16 protein-coding genes are annotated in these 16,882 nt (G+C 53.5%); 7 read left to right on the top strand and 9 right to left on the bottom strand.

All coding sequences use genetic code 11. The features are described 5' to 3' along the window. Window positions 1-38: 38 nt before the first annotated feature. The 7 genes from cysA to RAHAQ2_RS05595 form a co-directional block, all read right to left on the bottom strand. Entirely contained in the window at window positions 39-1,133 is a 1,095-nt protein-coding gene (gene cysA / locus RAHAQ2_RS05625) for a sulfate/thiosulfate ABC transporter ATP-binding protein CysA (RefSeq protein ID WP_015696312.1), read from the bottom strand. Then, complete coding sequence (cysW, locus tag RAHAQ2_RS05620) at window positions 1,123-1,998, bottom strand: sulfate/thiosulfate ABC transporter permease CysW (RefSeq protein ID WP_015696311.1); 876 nt, start codon at window positions 1,996-1,998, stop codon at window positions 1,123-1,125. Before cysW ends, cysA begins: the two co-directional genes overlap by 11 nt. Continuing rightward, window positions 1,998-2,828 (bottom strand): sulfate/thiosulfate ABC transporter permease CysT, encoded by an 831-nt coding sequence (cysT, locus tag RAHAQ2_RS05615; RefSeq protein WP_013574425.1) that lies wholly within the window; start codon window positions 2,826-2,828, stop codon window positions 1,998-2,000. Before cysT ends, cysW begins: the two co-directional genes overlap by 1 nt. After that, entirely contained in the window at window positions 2,828-3,850 is a 1,023-nt protein-coding gene (gene cysP / locus RAHAQ2_RS05610) for a thiosulfate ABC transporter substrate-binding protein CysP (RefSeq protein ID WP_015696310.1), read from the bottom strand. Before cysP ends, cysT begins: the two co-directional genes overlap by 1 nt. Window positions 3,851-4,059: 209 nt before the next feature. After that, on the bottom strand, window positions 4,060-4,959 hold the full coding sequence (locus tag RAHAQ2_RS05605; RefSeq protein ID WP_015696309.1) for a Dyp-type peroxidase: 900 nt from the start codon (window positions 4,957-4,959) through the stop codon (window positions 4,060-4,062). A gap of 105 nt (window positions 4,960-5,064) precedes the next feature. Next, window positions 5,065-5,694 (bottom strand): RpoE-regulated lipoprotein, encoded by a 630-nt coding sequence (locus tag RAHAQ2_RS05600; protein WP_015696308.1) that lies wholly within the window; start codon window positions 5,692-5,694, stop codon window positions 5,065-5,067. 86 nt (window positions 5,695-5,780) lie between these two features. Further along, complete coding sequence (locus tag RAHAQ2_RS05595) at window positions 5,781-6,224, bottom strand: DUF2919 domain-containing protein (RefSeq protein WP_015696307.1); 444 nt, start codon at window positions 6,222-6,224, stop codon at window positions 5,781-5,783. Between the two features lie 236 nt (window positions 6,225-6,460). On the opposite strand from RAHAQ2_RS05595, the gene RAHAQ2_RS05590 reads away from it, so the two are divergent. Then, window positions 6,461-6,859: a YgiW/YdeI family stress tolerance OB fold protein gene (locus RAHAQ2_RS05590; protein ID WP_037038481.1), complete on the top strand. Its 399-nt coding sequence runs from the start codon at window positions 6,461-6,463 to the stop codon at window positions 6,857-6,859. A 63-nt stretch (window positions 6,860-6,922) separates the two neighbouring features. On the opposite strand, the gene RAHAQ2_RS05585 is transcribed toward RAHAQ2_RS05590, so the two are convergent. Beyond that, window positions 6,923-7,348 carry a GNAT family acetyltransferase gene (locus RAHAQ2_RS05585; RefSeq protein ID WP_013574419.1) on the bottom strand — a complete coding sequence of 142 codons (426 nt, stop codon included), beginning with the start codon at window positions 7,346-7,348 and terminating at the stop codon, window positions 6,923-6,925. A gap of 277 nt (window positions 7,349-7,625) precedes the next feature. On the opposite strand from RAHAQ2_RS05585, the gene amiA reads away from it, so the two are divergent. The 4 genes from amiA to uriH all read left to right on the top strand — a co-directional run bounded on the left by amiA (window position 7,626) and on the right by uriH (window position 11,041). Continuing rightward, window positions 7,626-8,510, top strand: coding sequence for an N-acetylmuramoyl-L-alanine amidase AmiA (gene amiA, locus RAHAQ2_RS05580; protein ID WP_015696305.1), 885 nt, complete (start codon window positions 7,626-7,628; stop codon window positions 8,508-8,510). 99 nt (window positions 8,511-8,609) lie between these two features. Further along, window positions 8,610-9,578, top strand: coding sequence for an oxygen-dependent coproporphyrinogen oxidase (hemF, locus tag RAHAQ2_RS05575; protein WP_049796120.1), 969 nt, complete (start codon window positions 8,610-8,612; stop codon window positions 9,576-9,578). Next, the gene (locus tag RAHAQ2_RS05570; RefSeq protein ID WP_015696303.1) at window positions 9,578-10,027 is read left to right on the top strand and encodes a YaiI/YqxD family protein; all 450 of its coding nucleotides are present in this window, start codon (window positions 9,578-9,580) and stop codon (window positions 10,025-10,027) included. Before hemF ends, RAHAQ2_RS05570 begins: the two co-directional genes overlap by 1 nt. A 66-nt stretch (window positions 10,028-10,093) precedes the next feature. After that, on the top strand, window positions 10,094-11,041 hold the full coding sequence (uriH, locus tag RAHAQ2_RS05565; protein ID WP_015696302.1) for a uridine-preferring nucleoside hydrolase UriH: 948 nt from the start codon (window positions 10,094-10,096) through the stop codon (window positions 11,039-11,041). A 43-nt stretch (window positions 11,042-11,084) separates the two neighbouring features. Here the strand turns inward: uriH and maeB are convergent, their stop codons facing one another. Next, window positions 11,085-13,364 carry an NADP-dependent oxaloacetate-decarboxylating malate dehydrogenase gene (gene maeB / locus RAHAQ2_RS05560; protein ID WP_015696301.1) on the bottom strand — a complete coding sequence of 760 codons (2,280 nt, stop codon included), beginning with the start codon at window positions 13,362-13,364 and terminating at the stop codon, window positions 11,085-11,087. 385 nt (window positions 13,365-13,749) lie between these two features. Here maeB and tal point away from each other — a divergent pair, with 385 nt between their 5' ends. Then, the gene (gene tal, locus RAHAQ2_RS05555) at window positions 13,750-14,700 is read left to right on the top strand and encodes a transaldolase (RefSeq protein ID WP_015696300.1); all 951 of its coding nucleotides are present in this window, start codon (window positions 13,750-13,752) and stop codon (window positions 14,698-14,700) included. A 57-nt stretch (window positions 14,701-14,757) separates the two neighbouring features. Then, window positions 14,758-16,752, top strand: coding sequence for a transketolase (tkt, locus tag RAHAQ2_RS05550; protein WP_015696299.1), 1,995 nt, complete (start codon window positions 14,758-14,760; stop codon window positions 16,750-16,752). Window positions 16,753-16,882: the final 130 nt, after the last annotated feature.

Below are 16,882 nucleotides of genomic sequence, written 5' to 3'. Positions count from 1 at the left end.
CCGATGACCGCCCTGAGAAAAATGCTGATTAAAAAATATCAGGCACTCTTCGCTAACGCAACGGGTTGTAGCGGCTGATCACCAGCATACAGGCGGCCATTCAGTCCGCCGACATAAAAACGATCACCGCGCTGAGGGGCGTTGTTAGCGTGAGGTTCAGAAAGTACAACGGAAAGCGGTTCATCATGCCAGCCCTCGGCCTGCACGATAAGCTGCCAGAAATGACCGCGCGGGCTGACTTCCAGCACCTTCACCGGCAACGGGCAACGCGCCGTACTGTGCGGCGTAATTTCCATTTCCCAGGGACGCAGGAATAACTCGACCGCGCCCTGATGCAGCGGCGGGTTATCAAGCGGCCAGTGATATGCACCGACATACAGCTGAGAGCCACGAATTTCACCGCCGATTTTATTCACTTCACCCATGAATTCGAGCACGAAACGGGTGGCCGGTTCACGCCAGATTTCCTGCGGTGCGCCGACCTGTTCGATATTGCCCTGACTCATCACCACCACGCGGTCAGCGACTTCCATCGCTTCTTCCTGATCGTGGGTCACGAACACGCTGGTGAATTTCAGTTCTTCATGCAACTGACGCAGCCAGCGACGCAGCTCTTTACGCACCTGTGCATCCAGCGCGCCAAAAGGTTCATCCAGCAGCAGAATTTGCGGTTCAACCGCCAGCGCACGGGCCAGCGCCACACGCTGTTTCTGGCCGCCGGAAAGCTGTGCCGGATAACGGTTTGCCAGATGGGCTAACTGCACCATCTCCAGCAATTTAGTGACTTTCTGTTTGATGGCCCCGGCGTCCGGACGCTCACGGCGCGGCAATACCGTCAGACCAAAGGCGATGTTATCGAACACCGTCATATGGCGGAACAGCGCATAATGCTGGAACACAAAGCCGACCTGACGATCGCGGGCATGCAGACGCGTTACGTCTTTGCCGTGAAAACTCAGGTGGCCGGCACTTTGATTTTCCAGTCCGGCGATAATACGCAGCAACGTGGTTTTCCCTGAGCCGGAGGGACCGAGCAAAGCAACCATCTCTCCGGAAGCAATATCGAGCGAGATATCATTGAGCACCTTGGTGCGGCCAAAATATTTGTTGATACCGTTAATTTCAATGCTCATGACTTTCCTCCCGCTCAAGACGGTCATTGTGGCGCTTCAGACGCCATTGCAGGCCGCTTTTCAGAAACAGTGTGACAATGGCCATCAGGGTTAACAGCGCAGCGGCAGTAAACGCGCCAGCGGTGTTGTAGTCCTGATGCAGTAATTCGACTTGTAATGGCAGCGTGTAGGTTTCGCCGCGAATAGAACCGGACACCACGGACACCGCGCCAAATTCACCGATCGCGCGGGCATTGGTCAGTACCACGCCGTACAGCAATGCCCAGCGGATATTCGGTAACGTCACCCGGCGGAACATCTGCCAGCCGGATGCGCCCAGCAACACCGCGGCTTCATCTTCGTGACTGCCCTGGCTCAGCATCACCGGCACCAGTTCACGGATAACAAACGGACAGGTGACGAATATTGTCACCATCACCATGCCCGGCCAGGCGAACATAAACTGAATATTGTGGGCATCCAGCCAGCCACCAATCGGACCGTTGGTACCGTAAAACAACAGATACAGTAACCCCGCCACCACCGGTGACACCGCGAACGGAATGTCGATCAGCGTCAGCAACAGCTGGCGTCCCGGAAAATTAAAGCGTGCCACCAGCCAGGCCAGCAGCGTGCCGAAAATCAGGTTCACCGGCACGGTGATCAGCGCCATCAGCACCGTCAGCCAGATGGAATGCAACATGTCGGCATCCGACAGGTTCTTCCACACCGCGGCAATGCCGTCGGAAAAGGCCAGCACGAAAATGCTGATCATCGGGATCAGCAACAACAGAATACAAATCAGCACCCCGGTGCCGATCAGTGACCATTTCACCCAATCAATACGCTGGCGTTTTTCGCCTGCAAAAGCCGGAATATCAGACATTACTGGCCTCCCAGGCGACGGCCATAGCGGCTTTGTAAGGTATTAATGGCGAACAGCAGCAACAGCGATGCCGCGAGGATCACCGAAGCAATGGCGCTGGCTGCCGGGTAATCAAATTCCTGTAAACGGATGAAAATCATCAGCGAGGTCACTTCGGTTTTCCATGCAATATTACCGGCGATGAAAATGACCGCGCCAAACTCCCCCAGACTGCGGGTAAAGGACAATGCCGTCCCTGCCAGAAGCGACGGCATGACTTCCGGCAACACCACGCGACGGAAACTCTGCCAGCGCGATGCGCCCAAAGTTTCGGCCGCTTCTTCATATTCAGGGCCTAACTCTTCCAGCACAGGCTGCACGGTACGCACCACAAACGGGATGCTGGTAAATGCCATTGCCACTGCAATACCCAGCCAGGTGTACGCCACTTTGATATCAAAATGCGCCAGCCACTGACCGTAAAAACCGGTGGTCGAAAACAATCCTGCCAGCGTTAAACCGGCCACTGCCGTTGGCAGGGCAAACGGCAAATCCATCAGACCATCGATCAGGCTCTTGCCGGGGAATTCATAACGGGTCAGGATCCACGCCATCAGCATGCCGAAAAAACAGTTGAAAATACTCGCCACACCCGCTGCCAGCAGCGTCACTTTATAGGCCGCCACCACCTGACCGTTGGTGATGACATCCCAGTATTGCGCCAGGGTCATTTGTGATAACTGCATCACCAGCGCGCTCAGCGGCAGCAACAGCACGAGGCACACGAACAACAAACTGCTGCCGAGGCTCAGGGTGAATCCGGGTAATACGCGTTTGCTCGACAACAACATTACTTGTGACCTTGCGCTAACAGTTTGTCCAGCTCACCGCCGGTACTGAAATGGGTTTCCATCACTTGTGGCCAGCCACCGAACTGATCTTCAACGTTGAACAGTTGGGTATCCGGGAACTGCCCTTTCGCCGCTGCCATCGCCGTTTTGTCATACACGCGGTAGTTAAAACTGGTGATGATTTTCTGCGCCTGCGGGCTCCACAAATAATTCAGATAATCTTTTGCGGCTTTCTCTGTGCCATTTTTCTCAACGTTTTTGTCCACCCAGGCGACCGGGAACTCCGCCAGAATATCCACCTTCGGCACAATGACTTCATATTTATCATCACCGTACTGCTTACGGATGTTGTTCACTTCAGATTCAAAACTGATCAGCACATCGCCCAGTCCGCGTTCGACAAATGTGGTGGTTGCGCCACGGCCGCCGGTATCAAACACCTGCACATTTTTCAGGAAGCTCGCCATCTTCTCGCGGGTCTGCGCCTGGTTTTTATTGTCTTCCAGATTGAATGCGCCCCAGGCACCGAGATAGGTATAACGGCCATTGCCGGATGTTTTTGGATTCGGGAACACCAGGCTCACACCCGGACGGGCTAAATCGTCCCAGCTGTGAATGTTTTTTGGATTGCCCTTGCGCACCAGAAACGCCATGGTGGAATAGAATGGCGAGCTGTTATTCGGCAGACGGCTTTGCCAGTCGGCCGGGATCAGATTGCCGCGGTCATGCAAAATCTGCACATCCGTCACCTGATTGTAAGTGACCACATCGGCCTTCAGCCCCTGCAAAATGGCCAGTGCCTGCTTGGACGAACCGGCATGCGACTGTTTAATATCAAGTTTGTCGCCGTTATTTTGCTCCGCCCACTGTTTCTGGAATGGCGGATTCAGTGCAGCAAAAAGTTCACGGGACACATCATAAGAGCTGTTAAGCAGTTCAGTCGCCGAAGCCGCGCCGCTGGCCAGCAACAATGCCGCTACAGAACCTTTCAGCACGCTGCCTGTAAATCCGAGTGTTTTCATGCTTAGCCTTAGGTGAGTGAACCGATATGCGACGCTGATAAATGCCGCTCAATATCACACAGTGTATTTATAACTGAGGGTCAGGCTGTAACGGTTTTATATACCATTTGGTGATTTTCAAGCATGAAAAGCTATAAGGCAGTAACCAACGCGGGGGAATAGCAGAGGGAGAGAAACAGCGCGTCCGCAACGGAACGCGCCGGGAGAACTTAAAGCGCTAGCAGACGGGTCAGGGATGGCGCGAAATAATAGCTGCCGGTCACCGGACGGGTGAAGCGCAGCATGGCATCGCGTTTACCATCGAGATCGCCAAACATGCTCAGCAATTGTTTCTCAATGTTCCACAAACGGGCGCAATAGCTGATGAAATACAATCCGTGCTCACCGCTGGCGGTGCCGTAAGGCAGGCTCTGACGCAGGATTTTCAGGCCTTTGCCGTCCTCTTTCAGATCCACGCGGCTAACGTGTGACGTCGCCGGACGGGTTTCTGGATCCAGTTCTTCGTCGGTGTCTTTAGTACGGCCGATCACCTCTTCCTGCTGTTGTACGGAGAAGCGTTCCCATTGCACCAGATTATGTTTCCAGCGCTGAACCATCACGTAACTGCCGCCAGCATCGATGCTGCCTTCAGGAATAATCGCCACCTGAGCACGCGCTTCTGCTTTCGGGTTTTCAGTGCCATCAACAAAACCGCTGAGATCACGTTCTTCGAGCGCACGGAAGGCGTGGGTTTCTTCTTCAACAGTGATTGCGCTGCCAAAAGCTTTCAGCGCCGCCTGTGCCAGCGCAAAGTTAACGTCATGACGCAGGGACTGAATGTGCAGCAACATATCTCGCTGCGTCGCGGGCGCCAGACCTTTGCCCAGTGGCTCGAAAGATTTCAGCTCATCCGCGCCCCGATTGCCGGATAAATCACGCCACACATCGTTACCAAAGGCCACGACCGCACCAAGATGTTCGGTGGGAAATTTTTTCTGCATGTCTTCCAGTACGGCCACAAATGCGCGGCAGCCCTGCCGGAGCGCATCCAGGTCACCCTGAGCTTTCGCTTCAATGTAAATCGCGAAACGGCAATGTTCGGGTAAAATGCCGCTCTGAACCTGAGTCATTTTCTCATCCTCGTTAATTTGACCGGCGACATCATACCGGATGTCAATAAAAATGCCTTGCGCGAAGGCAAGGCATTGAGGATTTTTTAAGCGGAGAAGCCCGTTTTATTGCGCGGCAGCGGCCTGCAACGGATTAGCGCGCCAGATAATTTTGCTGACCTTCCAGTCTTTCAGGGCATCATCCGAAGGCATCAGCGAATCCGGACCGTGCCAGATACCGCTGAACACATACGTCACGTGCGCACTTTGCGGCGCTTTACACTCGACGTTTTCGGCATCATCACCTTCACCCTTCACGCACACATCAAAAGCCTTGCTGTAGAGATCGCTGAACGGTGTACCGATTTTAACGCCCCACTCGCTTTCGACCTTGGGGTCAACCACATCGACGCGCTGGACGTTGCCTTTCGGCTCACCGCTGACCGACATTTTCACGTCTTTGCCATCCATCGCCTGGAAGAAGCTCAGCATTTTGCCGTTGCTCATCGACATGCCGCTGCGCAGGGTATAGTCGCCGTCCAGCGCGTCGGTGATTGCTGTTTCGGTCAGCGGGGTGCTGGCTGTAATTTCACCGACGCCTTTATCACTGACCGTCGCGCTGCTGCCAAACCAGTTAAGCGGATTCATGGCCGACCAGGACATGCTTGGCCATGACATATTTGACATCGACGAACAGCCGGTCAGGATCAGCGGCAGCACCAGTAACATCGGGCGAACCCGCAGGCGTAAAGTCATTCGGTACACTCCTTGAATCATTATTGTTTAGCGCCAGTTCGAGTGTCTTCCTGGCTAAAAAGTTCAGCCTGAATGGGGAATATGCATCAGACCAGACGGCGCGCGGCATCAAAACAGGCGCGCAGATGGCGGCTCATTAACCAGTAAGCCAGCGCGGCGGCATCCAGCAAGGCCAGCACGATATCCACGCCGGAAACGGTATCCGTGCTTTGCCACAACCCCAGCCCCTGCAAGGCGAACGTGACAAACATGCCAGCAAGCAACAGCCAGTAACCGGCCTGCCAGATACGCGGCCATACATGGCGACGCCCGCTGAGTAAAAACACCAGCGCGGGTGGTAACCCGAGTAACATACCGGACCAGAAACTTTGCTGATCGGGATAAAACAACGTCAGCAGCTCGCTGCCCTGCTGACGTGATGCACCGGCCATTACAAACAATATCCAGGTCCGCGCCTGCAAAATCAAAATCGTCCAGAACCACAGCGGCAATCGCAACATACCGTGGTCGTTATAATCATCCGGGTTCATAAAAAGGACAACGTTCCTGCAAATAAAATGAAATTTTTAATATACATCAACAGTATACCAAAAATAATCCGAAGTGCAGAAAGGCCAACGCCTCTGCAATTTGAAGTATGCCGGGTATGGGCTTAAGAAACTGTTAAGAACTGTCTGCTTTAATGGTTCTCAACGCGGCAACACATCTGAAACGATGTCATAGTTGCCAGTACTCTGGAAACGTTAATTTAAGGACGACTATTATGATGAAGAAGATCACGCTGGCAACCCTCATTGCACTTTGTTCAGCCACCGCCTTTGCCCAGCAGCCAGGCGGATTTAACGGCCCGTCGGCACAGGAACCGCAAACCCAGTCTGCCACACAGGGCGGCTTCACCGGCACCACGGCACTGAGCACGGTCAAAGACGCGCAAACCATGAAGGATGATCAATGGGTGATGCTGGAAGGGTTTATCGATCAACGCATCGACCACGATAAATACATATTCCGCGACAACACCGGCACCCTCAATGTCGAAATTGACGGCAAACGCTGGCAGGGACAGAACGTGTCGCCGAAGGACAAAATCCGCATTGAAGGTAAAGTCGATAAAGACTGGAACTCTGTGGAAGTGGATGTCAAAAGCGTAAAACTGATTAAGTAAATCAGACAGTAAAAGCCCCGGCAACGTCACACTTGCCGGGGCTTTTTATTGGGGAAAACGACATCAGTACTCTTGATCTTCAATCAAACGTTTACCCAGCAAAAGGGTATCCGAGATTTCATAACCCAGTTTTTCATACATGCTGACCACCGCATCGTTTTCAGCACGTACCATTAAATTCATCTTCGGGCAGCCACGGGCGATTAACTTCTTCTCCAGACGGTTAACCAGTGCATTGGCAATGCCGCGTCCGCGATAATCCGGATGCACACCCAGATAATTCGCCGAACCACGATGACCGTCATAGCCCCCCATTAGCGTGCCTACCACTTCGCCTCCGACTTCTGCCACCAGGAAAAATTCCGGGCTGTGGTTAATTTTACGTTCAATATCCAGCTCAGGATCATTCCACGGACGCAGTAAATCGCAGCGCTCCCATAAGGTCAGTACTTCTTCGAAATCTTCTTGACGGTATACGCGAATTTCCATCACTGTTCGCCGCTGTTGATAGGGGTTTATATGATTATCGCGTGATCTGTTTGATACGCAACATCAAAATCACAGATTGCGTACTTTACGAACCGTTTTGAGCGATAAAATCTTCACATAAAACAGTATGACGCTCGTACTGCAACGGATATTTATTCGGTCATGACATCATTCACGACACAATTTTCATAAAAAGTAATAGTTCTCAGATCGAAACCATAAAATAGATACTCTATAACATAGAGCATTCTGCACTTTTTCTGACGGTAACGGACTGATGTTAAATCCCCTGAACAAATTTTTGCATTTCCAGCCTTTGCCTGCCGCTGCCACCCGCCGCCAGCTATTGCTGTCCGGGCTTGGATTAGCGATTGCCGCTTTCGGTTCACGTTCTGCCAGCGCCGCACAACAGACCCGCATCACCAAATCCGCACCGGCCCCTAAACCGCCGGGTGCGAAAAAACTGGTGATGATTGACCCCGGGCACGGCGGCATCGATTCCGGTGCGGTTGGCTATGAAGGATCAGAAGAAAAACACGTCGTGCTGGAAATCGCCAACTATGTGCGTGAATTCCTCGGTGAGCAAAGCCATATTGAAGTGAAGCTGACCCGCGACTCTGACCACTTTATTCCGCTTTATCAGCGGGTTGAACTGGCACATCAGCATCAGGCCGATTTATTTGTGTCGATTCATGCCGATGGTTACACCAGCCCCACCGCCTCCGGTGCGTCTGTTTTCGCCCTCTCTAATCGCGGTGCCAGCAGTACAATGGCGCGTTATATGTCGAAAAAAGAAAACGATGCCGATCTGGTTGCGGGCGCAAAATATGCTAAAGAAGACAACAATTATCTGCAACAGGTGTTGTTCGATCTGGTGCAAACCGACACCATCAAAAACAGTCTGACACTGGGGCATCACGTGCTCGACAGGATCCGCCCGATCCACCATCTGCACAGCCAGCAGACCGAACAGGCGGCGTTTGCGGTACTGAAGTCCCCGTCGATCCCGTCGATTCTGGTGGAAACCTCGTTTATTACGAATCATCAGGAAGAGCAATTACTCAGTACTACGGCGTTTCGTCGTGAAATCGCGCAGGCAATTTCTCAGGGTATTGTGAATTTCTTCAGTTACTTCGATGCCAATGAACGCAAGCCACGGTAATGTCCTTCCTGCCCCAAAAGCAGGTGCATCCGGGCAACGCGGATGATTTTGGGTATATAATCACTTCCTCTTTCTGATTCAGCGCCTGCAAAGCGCTGAATGTCTTTTCAGTCAACGTCTGTGAGTTTACCCGTGAGCCAATCCATTCCCGACATCCAGCAAGTTAAAACTTTCCTGCTTAAGCTTCAGGATCACATTTGCCAGCAACTGGCCGCCGCCGACGGACAGGGCCAGTTCGCTGAAGATCAGTGGGTGCGGGAAGAAGGCGGCGGCGGCCAGAGCCGGGTGTTGACCCATGGCGCAGTGTTTGAACAGGCGGGTGTCAACTTTTCACATGTTGCCGGTGCCGCCCTGCCCGCCTCCGCAACCGCACATCGCCCCGAGCTGGCGGGTCGCAGTTTCCAGGCTATGGGCGTTTCATTGGTTATTCATCCGCTGAATCCTTACGTGCCAACCAGCCACGCCAACGTACGCTTTTTCATTGCAGAAAAGCCCGGCGAAGCGCCGGTCTGGTGGTTTGGCGGTGGCTTTGACCTCACCCCGTATTACGGTTTTGAAGAAGATGCCCGTCACTGGCACCTTACCGCTCGACAACTTTGCCAGCCGTTCGGCGATGATATGTATCCCAAATACAAAAAATGGTGTGACGATTACTTCTTTATTAAACACCGTAACGAAGCACGCGGTATCGGCGGCTTATTCTTTGATGACCTGAATTCGCCGGATTTCGACACCTGTTTCAGCTTTATGCAGGCCGTGGGTAACGGTTTTACCGACGCCTATCTGCCGGTGGTAGAAAAACGCAAAGCTCTGCCATGGGGCGAACGTGAGCGTCAGTTCCAGCTTTACCGCCGGGGTCGTTACGTCGAATTTAATCTGGTGTGGGATCGCGGAACGCTGTTTGGCCTGCAAACCGGTGGACGAACAGAATCCATTTTAATGTCGATGCCGCCGCTGGTGCGCTGGGAATACGGCTATCAGCCGGAAGAAGGCAGCCCGGAAGCCGCGCTGTATAAAGATTTCCTGCCGGCTCGCGACTGGCTGGCTGAAAGTGGAGAACCAAACTGATGCAAATCTGGGTTGATGCCGACGCCTGTCCGAACGTCATTAAAGAGGTGCTGTTTCGCGCCGCGGAACGCACCGGCATGATGGTGACACTGGTTGCCAACCAGATCATCCGCACGCCGCCGTCAAAATTCCTGCGCACCTTACGCGTAGAGGCGGGTTTTGACGTTGCGGATAACGAAATTGTGAAACGCACCGAACCCGGTGATCTGGTAATCACCGCCGATATTCCGCTGGCCGCAGAAGTCATTGATAAAGGCGGCGTGGCGCTGAACCCGCGCGGTGAGCGTTATACAACAGAGACCATCAAAGAACGTCTGAACATGCGTGATTTCATGGACACCATGCGCGCCAGTGGCGTGCAGACCGGCGGACCGCCCGCGCTTAATCAGCGTGACCGCCAGCAATTTGCCAATGAACTGGATAAGTGGCTGCAACAAGCCAAAAAATGATCCCCCTTCATACTTCGAATTATTTTGGGGACTGATAAAAGTGGATAAATTGAAACGGGTGTAAAAATGGTCAAAAAGATCATCCTTGATTGCGATCCGGGGCATGACGATGCTATCGCGATGTTACTGGCTCACGGTAATCCCGAAATTGAGTTGCTGGCCGTTACCACGGTGGTCGGTAATCAGACGCTGGAGAAAGTTACCCGCAACGCCCTCGCCGTAGCGCGTGTTATTAATCTGACCGGCGTGCCGTTTGCGGCGGGCGCTACCCGTCCGCTGGTGCGTCAGGTTGAAGTGGCGGACGAAATCCACGGCGAGTCCGGTCTGGACGGCCCGGTATTGCCGGAGGCGAGCATCACCCTTGAACCTGTTCACGCCATCGATCTGATCATTGATTTAATCATGTCTCATCCGCCTAAAACCATCACGCTGGTGCCCACCGGCGGGCTGACCAACATCGCCATGGCGGTGCGCAAAGAACCGCGCATTGCTGAACGCGTGAAGGAAGTCGTGCTGATGGGCGGCGGTTATCACGTGGGTAACTGGAGTGCGGTCGCTGAATTCAATATCAAGATTGACCCTGAAGCCGCGCATATCGTATTCAACGAAAAATGGCCGCTGACCATGGTCGGGCTTGATTTAACCCATCAGGCGCTGGCTACGCCGGACGTCACCGCGCGCATCGCCGCCGTGGGGACACAGCCTGCGAAATTTGTCGGCGAGCTACTGGACTTCTTTAGCCTGAGCTACAAAGACCGTCAGGGCTTTGATTCACCACCGGTTCACGACCCGTGCGCCGTGGCTTACGTGATTGATCCGAATGTCATGACAGTGCAGAAAGTGCCGGTGGATATCGAACTGACCGGCACCTTAACGCTGGGCATGACCGTAGCCGATTTCCGCGCCCCGCCTCCACCGGATTGCCATACACAAGTGGCAGTTAAACTCGATCATCAGCGTTTCTGGGATCTGATCGTCGGTGCGCTGAAGCGTATCGGCGAAGTGAAATACTGAGCAAATGTTTTTAAAGGGCGCCCGTTTTGGCGCCCTTTCTGATTTAAAGCGGCTCGGTTTGCGCTTCCACCACGGCTAATGCCACCATATTCACAATCCGCCTGACCGAGGCGATCGGCGTGAGAATATGCACCGGTTTCGATACCCCCATCAGCACCGGCCCGACGGTCACCCCTTCTGAACACGACACCCGCAGGAGGTTGTAACTGATCCGCGCCGATTCCATGTTCGGCATGATCAGGATATTCGCTGAACCTTTCAGCGGGCTGTCCGGCATGATGTCCTGACGGATGCTCTCGACCAGCGCCGCGTCGCCGTGCATCTCACCGTCGATTTCCAGATCAGGATCGCGTTCATTAATCAGCTCCAGCGTACGTCGCATTTTCAGCGCAGCCGGGCTGTCTGACGTGCCAAAACTGGAATGCGACAACAACGCGACTTTCGGCTCAATGCCAAACCGCCTCACCGTTTCTGCCGCCATCAGCGTGATTTCCGTCAGTTGTTCCGGCGTCGGATCATCATTGACGTAGGTATCCGCAATAAAGGTATTGCCGCTCGGCAGCAACAGCGCGTTCATCGCCCCGGCAACATGCGTACCCCGGCGGAAACCAAACACCTTTTCGACGATGTCATAATGCTCATGATAGGTGCCGACCGTGCCACAAATCATCGCATCGGCTTCTCCGCGCAGCAGCATGATGGCGGAAATCAGTGTCGGGTTGCCGATCACTGCCCGCCGCGCCTGCTCCTGCGACACACCGCGCCGTTTCATCAGCTCATAATATTCGCGCCAGTATTCATTAAAACGCGGATCGGATTCGTTGTTCACCACTTCAAAATCCCGCCCCGCTTCCAGTTGCAGGCCGAGTTTTTTGATGCGCATGGCGATGACGCTCGGACGCCCGACCAGAATGGGCTTCGCCAGCCCGAGGGAAATCAGCTCCTGCGTGGCATGCAGCACGCGTTCCTCTTCTCCTTCCGCCATCACCACCCGTTTGGCGTCTTTCTTCGCCTGCGAGAAAATGGGCTTCATGAACAGATTGGTTTTGTAGACGAACTCGGTGAGTTTTTCGGTATACGCCTCCAGATCCTCAATCGGCCGCATGGCCACACCGGAATCCATCGCAGCTTTTGCTACCGCTGGCGCAATTTTCACGATCAGACGCGGATCAAAAGGCTTAGGAATAATATATTCGGGGCCGAAAGACAGCTCTTCTTCACCGTAAGCGGAAGCCACCACGTCGCTTTGTTCCGCCATCGCCAGATCCGCGATAGCGTGAACGCAGGCCAGTTTCATTTCTTCATTGATCGTGGTCGCGCCCACATCCAGCGCACCGCGGAAAATGAACGGGAAGCACAAAACGTTATTCACCTGATTCGGGTAATCCGAGCGGCCGGTACAGATAATGGCATCAGGCCGGACCGCTTTTGCCAGCGGCGGTAAAATCTCTGGCTCAGGATTGGCCAGCGCCAGGATCAGCGGATCTTTGGCCATGGTTTTCACCATGTCCTGCGTCAGAACACCGGGACCGGAACACCCGAGAAAAATATCAGCGTCCGGGATCGCATCGCCCAGCGTGCGCTGGCCGTTATCTTCAATCGCATAAGCCGCTTTGGTTTCGGCCATATTTTCTTCGCGCCCCTGATAAATCACACCACGGGAATCGCAGGCCGTGATGTTGTGGCGTTTCAGCCCCAGCGCCACCAGCAAATTCAGACAGGCAATGGCGGAAGCCCCTGCCCCGGAAACGACCAGACGCACATCGGAAATGCTTTTACCCACCACGCGCAGACCATTTAACACTGCGGCGGTACAGATAATGGCGGTGCCGTGCTGATCGTCATGAAACACCGGGATTTTCATGCGCTCACGGAGCTTTTTCTCGATGTAAAAACACTCCGGCGCTTTGATATCTTCGAGATTGATGCCACCGAATGTCGGTTCCAGCGCGGCAATCACATCGATCAGTTTATCGGGATCGTTCTCATCCACCTCAATATCAAACACATCGATACCAGCGAATTTTTTGAACAATACGCCCTTACCTTCCATCACCGGTTTCCCGGCCAGTGCACCGATATTCCCCAGCCCGAGAACGGCAGTACCGTTGGAAATCACCGCCACCAGATTGCCACGTGCGGTGTACTTATAGGCCGCCAGCGGATCTTTAGCGATCTCCAGACAAGGGGCAGCCACGCCCGGAGAATAGGCCAGCGCCAGATCACGTTGTGTCGCAAGAGGCTTGGTGGGCGAAACCTGAATTTTTCCGGGCACCGGAAACTCATGGAAATCGAGCGCACTTTGCTTGAGTTGTTCGTCCATTGCGGGATCCTTTTCTTGTTTCTTATTTTTTGCAGAGACAACAGGGTACGGGAAACATCAGCATCTGGTTTTCCCGCTGACCAGTATAGATAACCCTGCCACGACTAAGGGCGGATCACGACCAAAACTTAGCCGTTACATTGATTACTTTTCATTCATGGAAGACGTCTCGTAAAAATGCACTAAGCTTAAAGTTTGTCCTTGCGCTTTTCTCGCCAGACGCTCAGTTTGACGGGCATCAGGGGCCGCCATTGTTGAGACCCATTGCAGTAATCAGAAAAAGCGCATTCAGTTTGTTAACCGGATGATGCAGGGTAGGAGCCCTACGAAAGAGAGTCGTTCGACCTTATTGCTGTATCGTTTTTTCTCGCCAAGGAGCTAAGAGATGAACCAGTTAGACGCACTAAAAAAAATCACCACCGTCGTTGCCGACAGCGGTGACATTGAATCTATCCGTCATTTCGAGCCTCAGGATGCGACGACCAATCCTTCGCTGATCCTCAAAGCAGCCGACCTGCCGCAGTACCAGAACCTGATTAAAGACGCGCTGGACTATGCCCGCAAGCAAGGCGGCAGCAAAGAAACTCAGGTAATCAACGCCACAGATAAACTGGCCGTCAATATCGGCGCCGAAATCCTGAAAAGTGTGCCGGGGCGCGTCTCGACAGAAGTGGATGCCCGCCTGTCATTTAACCGGGATTTATGTATCGAAAAAGCCCGCAAACTGGTGGGTTTGTATCAGGATCATGGCATCGATAAATCGCGCATCCTGATCAAACTGGCGTCTACGTGGGAAGGCATTCAAGCTGCCAACGAACTGGAAAAGGAAGGCATCAACTGTAACCTGACCCTGCTGTTCTCCTTTGCTCAGGCACGTGCCTGCGCCGAAGCCGGGGTATATCTGATTTCGCCCTTCGTTGGCCGTATCTATGACTGGTACAAAGCCAAAGAGCCCAATGCCGCTTACGATGTTGAAAAAGATCCGGGCGTGAAATCTGTCCGGGATATCTACGAATACTACAAATCCCACGGTTACGAGACCGTCATCATGGGAGCAAGCTTCCGCAAAGTAGAACAAATTCTGGCTCTGGCAGGCTGCGACCGCCTGACGCTTTCTCCAAACCTGCTGGAAGAACTGAAAGCCAGTGATGCGCCGGTTGAACGTAAACTGCAACCCTCCTCTCAGGCGGGTAAAAAGCCTGCACCGCTGACTCAGGCTGAATTTCTCTGGGAACATCATCAGGATGCCATGGCGGTAGATAAACTGGCCGAAGGTATCCGCCAGTTCGCCGTCGATCAGAAAAAACTCGAAGATATGCTGTCAGCACAACTTTAGTTTTAACTGAATTTGAGCGTTGAACTTTAGCTTTGAAAACAAACAGATGGAGTGAATATGCCCTCTCGTAAAGAACTCGCGAATGCGATCCGTGCCCTGAGCATGGATGCCGTTCAAAAAGCGAACTCCGGCCATCCCGGCGCGCCAATGGGAATGGCGGATATCGCTGAAGTGCTGTGGCGTGATTATATGAATCACAACCCGACCAACCCGAAATGGGTTGATCGCGACCGCTTCCTGATGTCTAACGGTCATGGATCAATGCTGCAATACAGCCTGCTGCACCTGACCGGTTATGATCTGCCGATGAAAGAGCTGGAAAACTTCCGCCAGTTGCATTCGAAAACGCCGGGACACCCGGAATTCGGCTATACCCCAGGCGTTGAAACCACCACCGGCCCGCTGGGTCAGGGTATTGCTAACGCCGTAGGTTTCGCGATTGCCGAGCGCACGCTTGCGGCTCAGTTTAACCGTGAAAATCACGACATCGTGAACCACTACACTTACGCCTTTTTAGGCGACGGCTGCATGATGGAAGGCATCTCGCACGAAGCCTGTTCACTCGCTGGCACCATGAAGCTTGGCAAGCTGATTGCGTTTTATGATGACAACGGTATTTCCATCGACGGCCATGTTGAAGGCTGGTTCACCGATGACACTGCCAGGCGCTTTGAAGCCTATCACTGGCATGTGATCCGCGGTATTGACGGGCATGATCCTGACGCGGTGAAAGCGGCTATCGAAGAAGCCCGTAACGTCACCGATAAACCGTCACTGTTGCTGTGTAAAACTGTGATTGCTTTCGGCTCACCGAACAAAGCCGGTACCCATGGCGCGCATGGTGCCGCCCTGGGTGATGATGAAGTGGCAGCCACCCGTCAACATATCGGCTGGAATTACCCGCCTTTCGAAATCCCGCAGGATATTTACGCCCAATGGGATGCCAAAGAAGCCGGTAAAGCGAAAGAGAAAGCCTGGAATGATAAGTTTGCCGCATATGCCAAAGCCTATCCGGAACTGGCTGCAGAATTTGATCGTCGTATGAGCGGCAAACTTCCTGCTCACTGGCAAAACGAAGCGCAGAAATATATCGAAGAACTGCAGGCAAAACCGGCCAATATTGCCAGCCGTAAAGCCTCGCAAAACGCGCTGGAATCCTTCGGTAAAATCCTGCCTGAATTTCTGGGCGGCTCCGCTGACCTTGCGCCAAGTAACCTGACGATGTGGTCTGGTTCTAAATCCATCGGTGACGATCAGGCGGGTAACTACATTCACTACGGTGTTCGTGAATTTGGTATGACCGCCATCACCAATGGTATTGCACTGCACGGTGGTTTCCTGCCGTATTCTGCGACCTTCCTGATGTTCGTGGAATATGCCCGTAACGCCGTTCGTCTGGCGGCACTGATGAAAATCCGCAACGTGTTCGTGTATACCCATGACTCCATCGGTCTGGGTGAAGACGGCCCGACGCACCAGCCGGTAGAACAGATGGCCAGCCTGCGCGTGACGCCAAACATGAACACATGGCGTCCGGGCGATCAGGTGGAATCGGCTATCGCCTGGAAATACGCTATCGAACGCACTGACGGTCCTTCTGCACTTATCTTCTCGCGCCAGAACCTGACCCAGCAGCCACGTACGGCCGAACAACTGGCTAACGTGGCACGCGGCGGTTATGTACTGAAAGATTCTGACGGCACACCGGACGTTATCCTGATCGCCACCGGCTCCGAAGTCGGCATTACGGTGGAAGCCGCAGAGAAACTGGCCGCGTCGGGTACCAAAGTGCGCGTGGTTTCTATGCCGTCCACGGATGTCTTCGACCAACAGGACGCGGCGTACCGTGAATCTGTTCTGCCGAAAGCCGTGACCGCACGAGTGGCTGTTGAAGCCGGTATCGCCGATTACTGGTACAAATATGTAGGCCTCAACGGTGCCATTGTCGGCATGACAACCTTCGGGGAATCCGCGCCAGCAGAGCAACTGTTTAAGGCGTTCGGCTTTACCGCTGATAATGTCGTCGCGAAAGCGCAGGCGCTATTGAAGTAAAAGAAACGAAGTAATCCAGCGTACTTCAGTCCCTCTCCTGAGTCGGAGAGGGACTTCCTCAGAATTGTGTATCCCTCTGACTTGATGAATCGCCGTCTCTCCGGTAAAGTCCCGTCCCTTCTTTGGCATG

Source organism: Rahnella aquatilis CIP 78.65 = ATCC 33071, from assembly GCF_000241955.1.
Taxonomy (GTDB): domain Bacteria; phylum Pseudomonadota; class Gammaproteobacteria; order Enterobacterales; family Enterobacteriaceae; genus Rahnella; species Rahnella aquatilis.
Note: the sequence above shows the minus strand (reverse complement) of the source record. Positions and strands in the feature narration are given on the sequence as shown.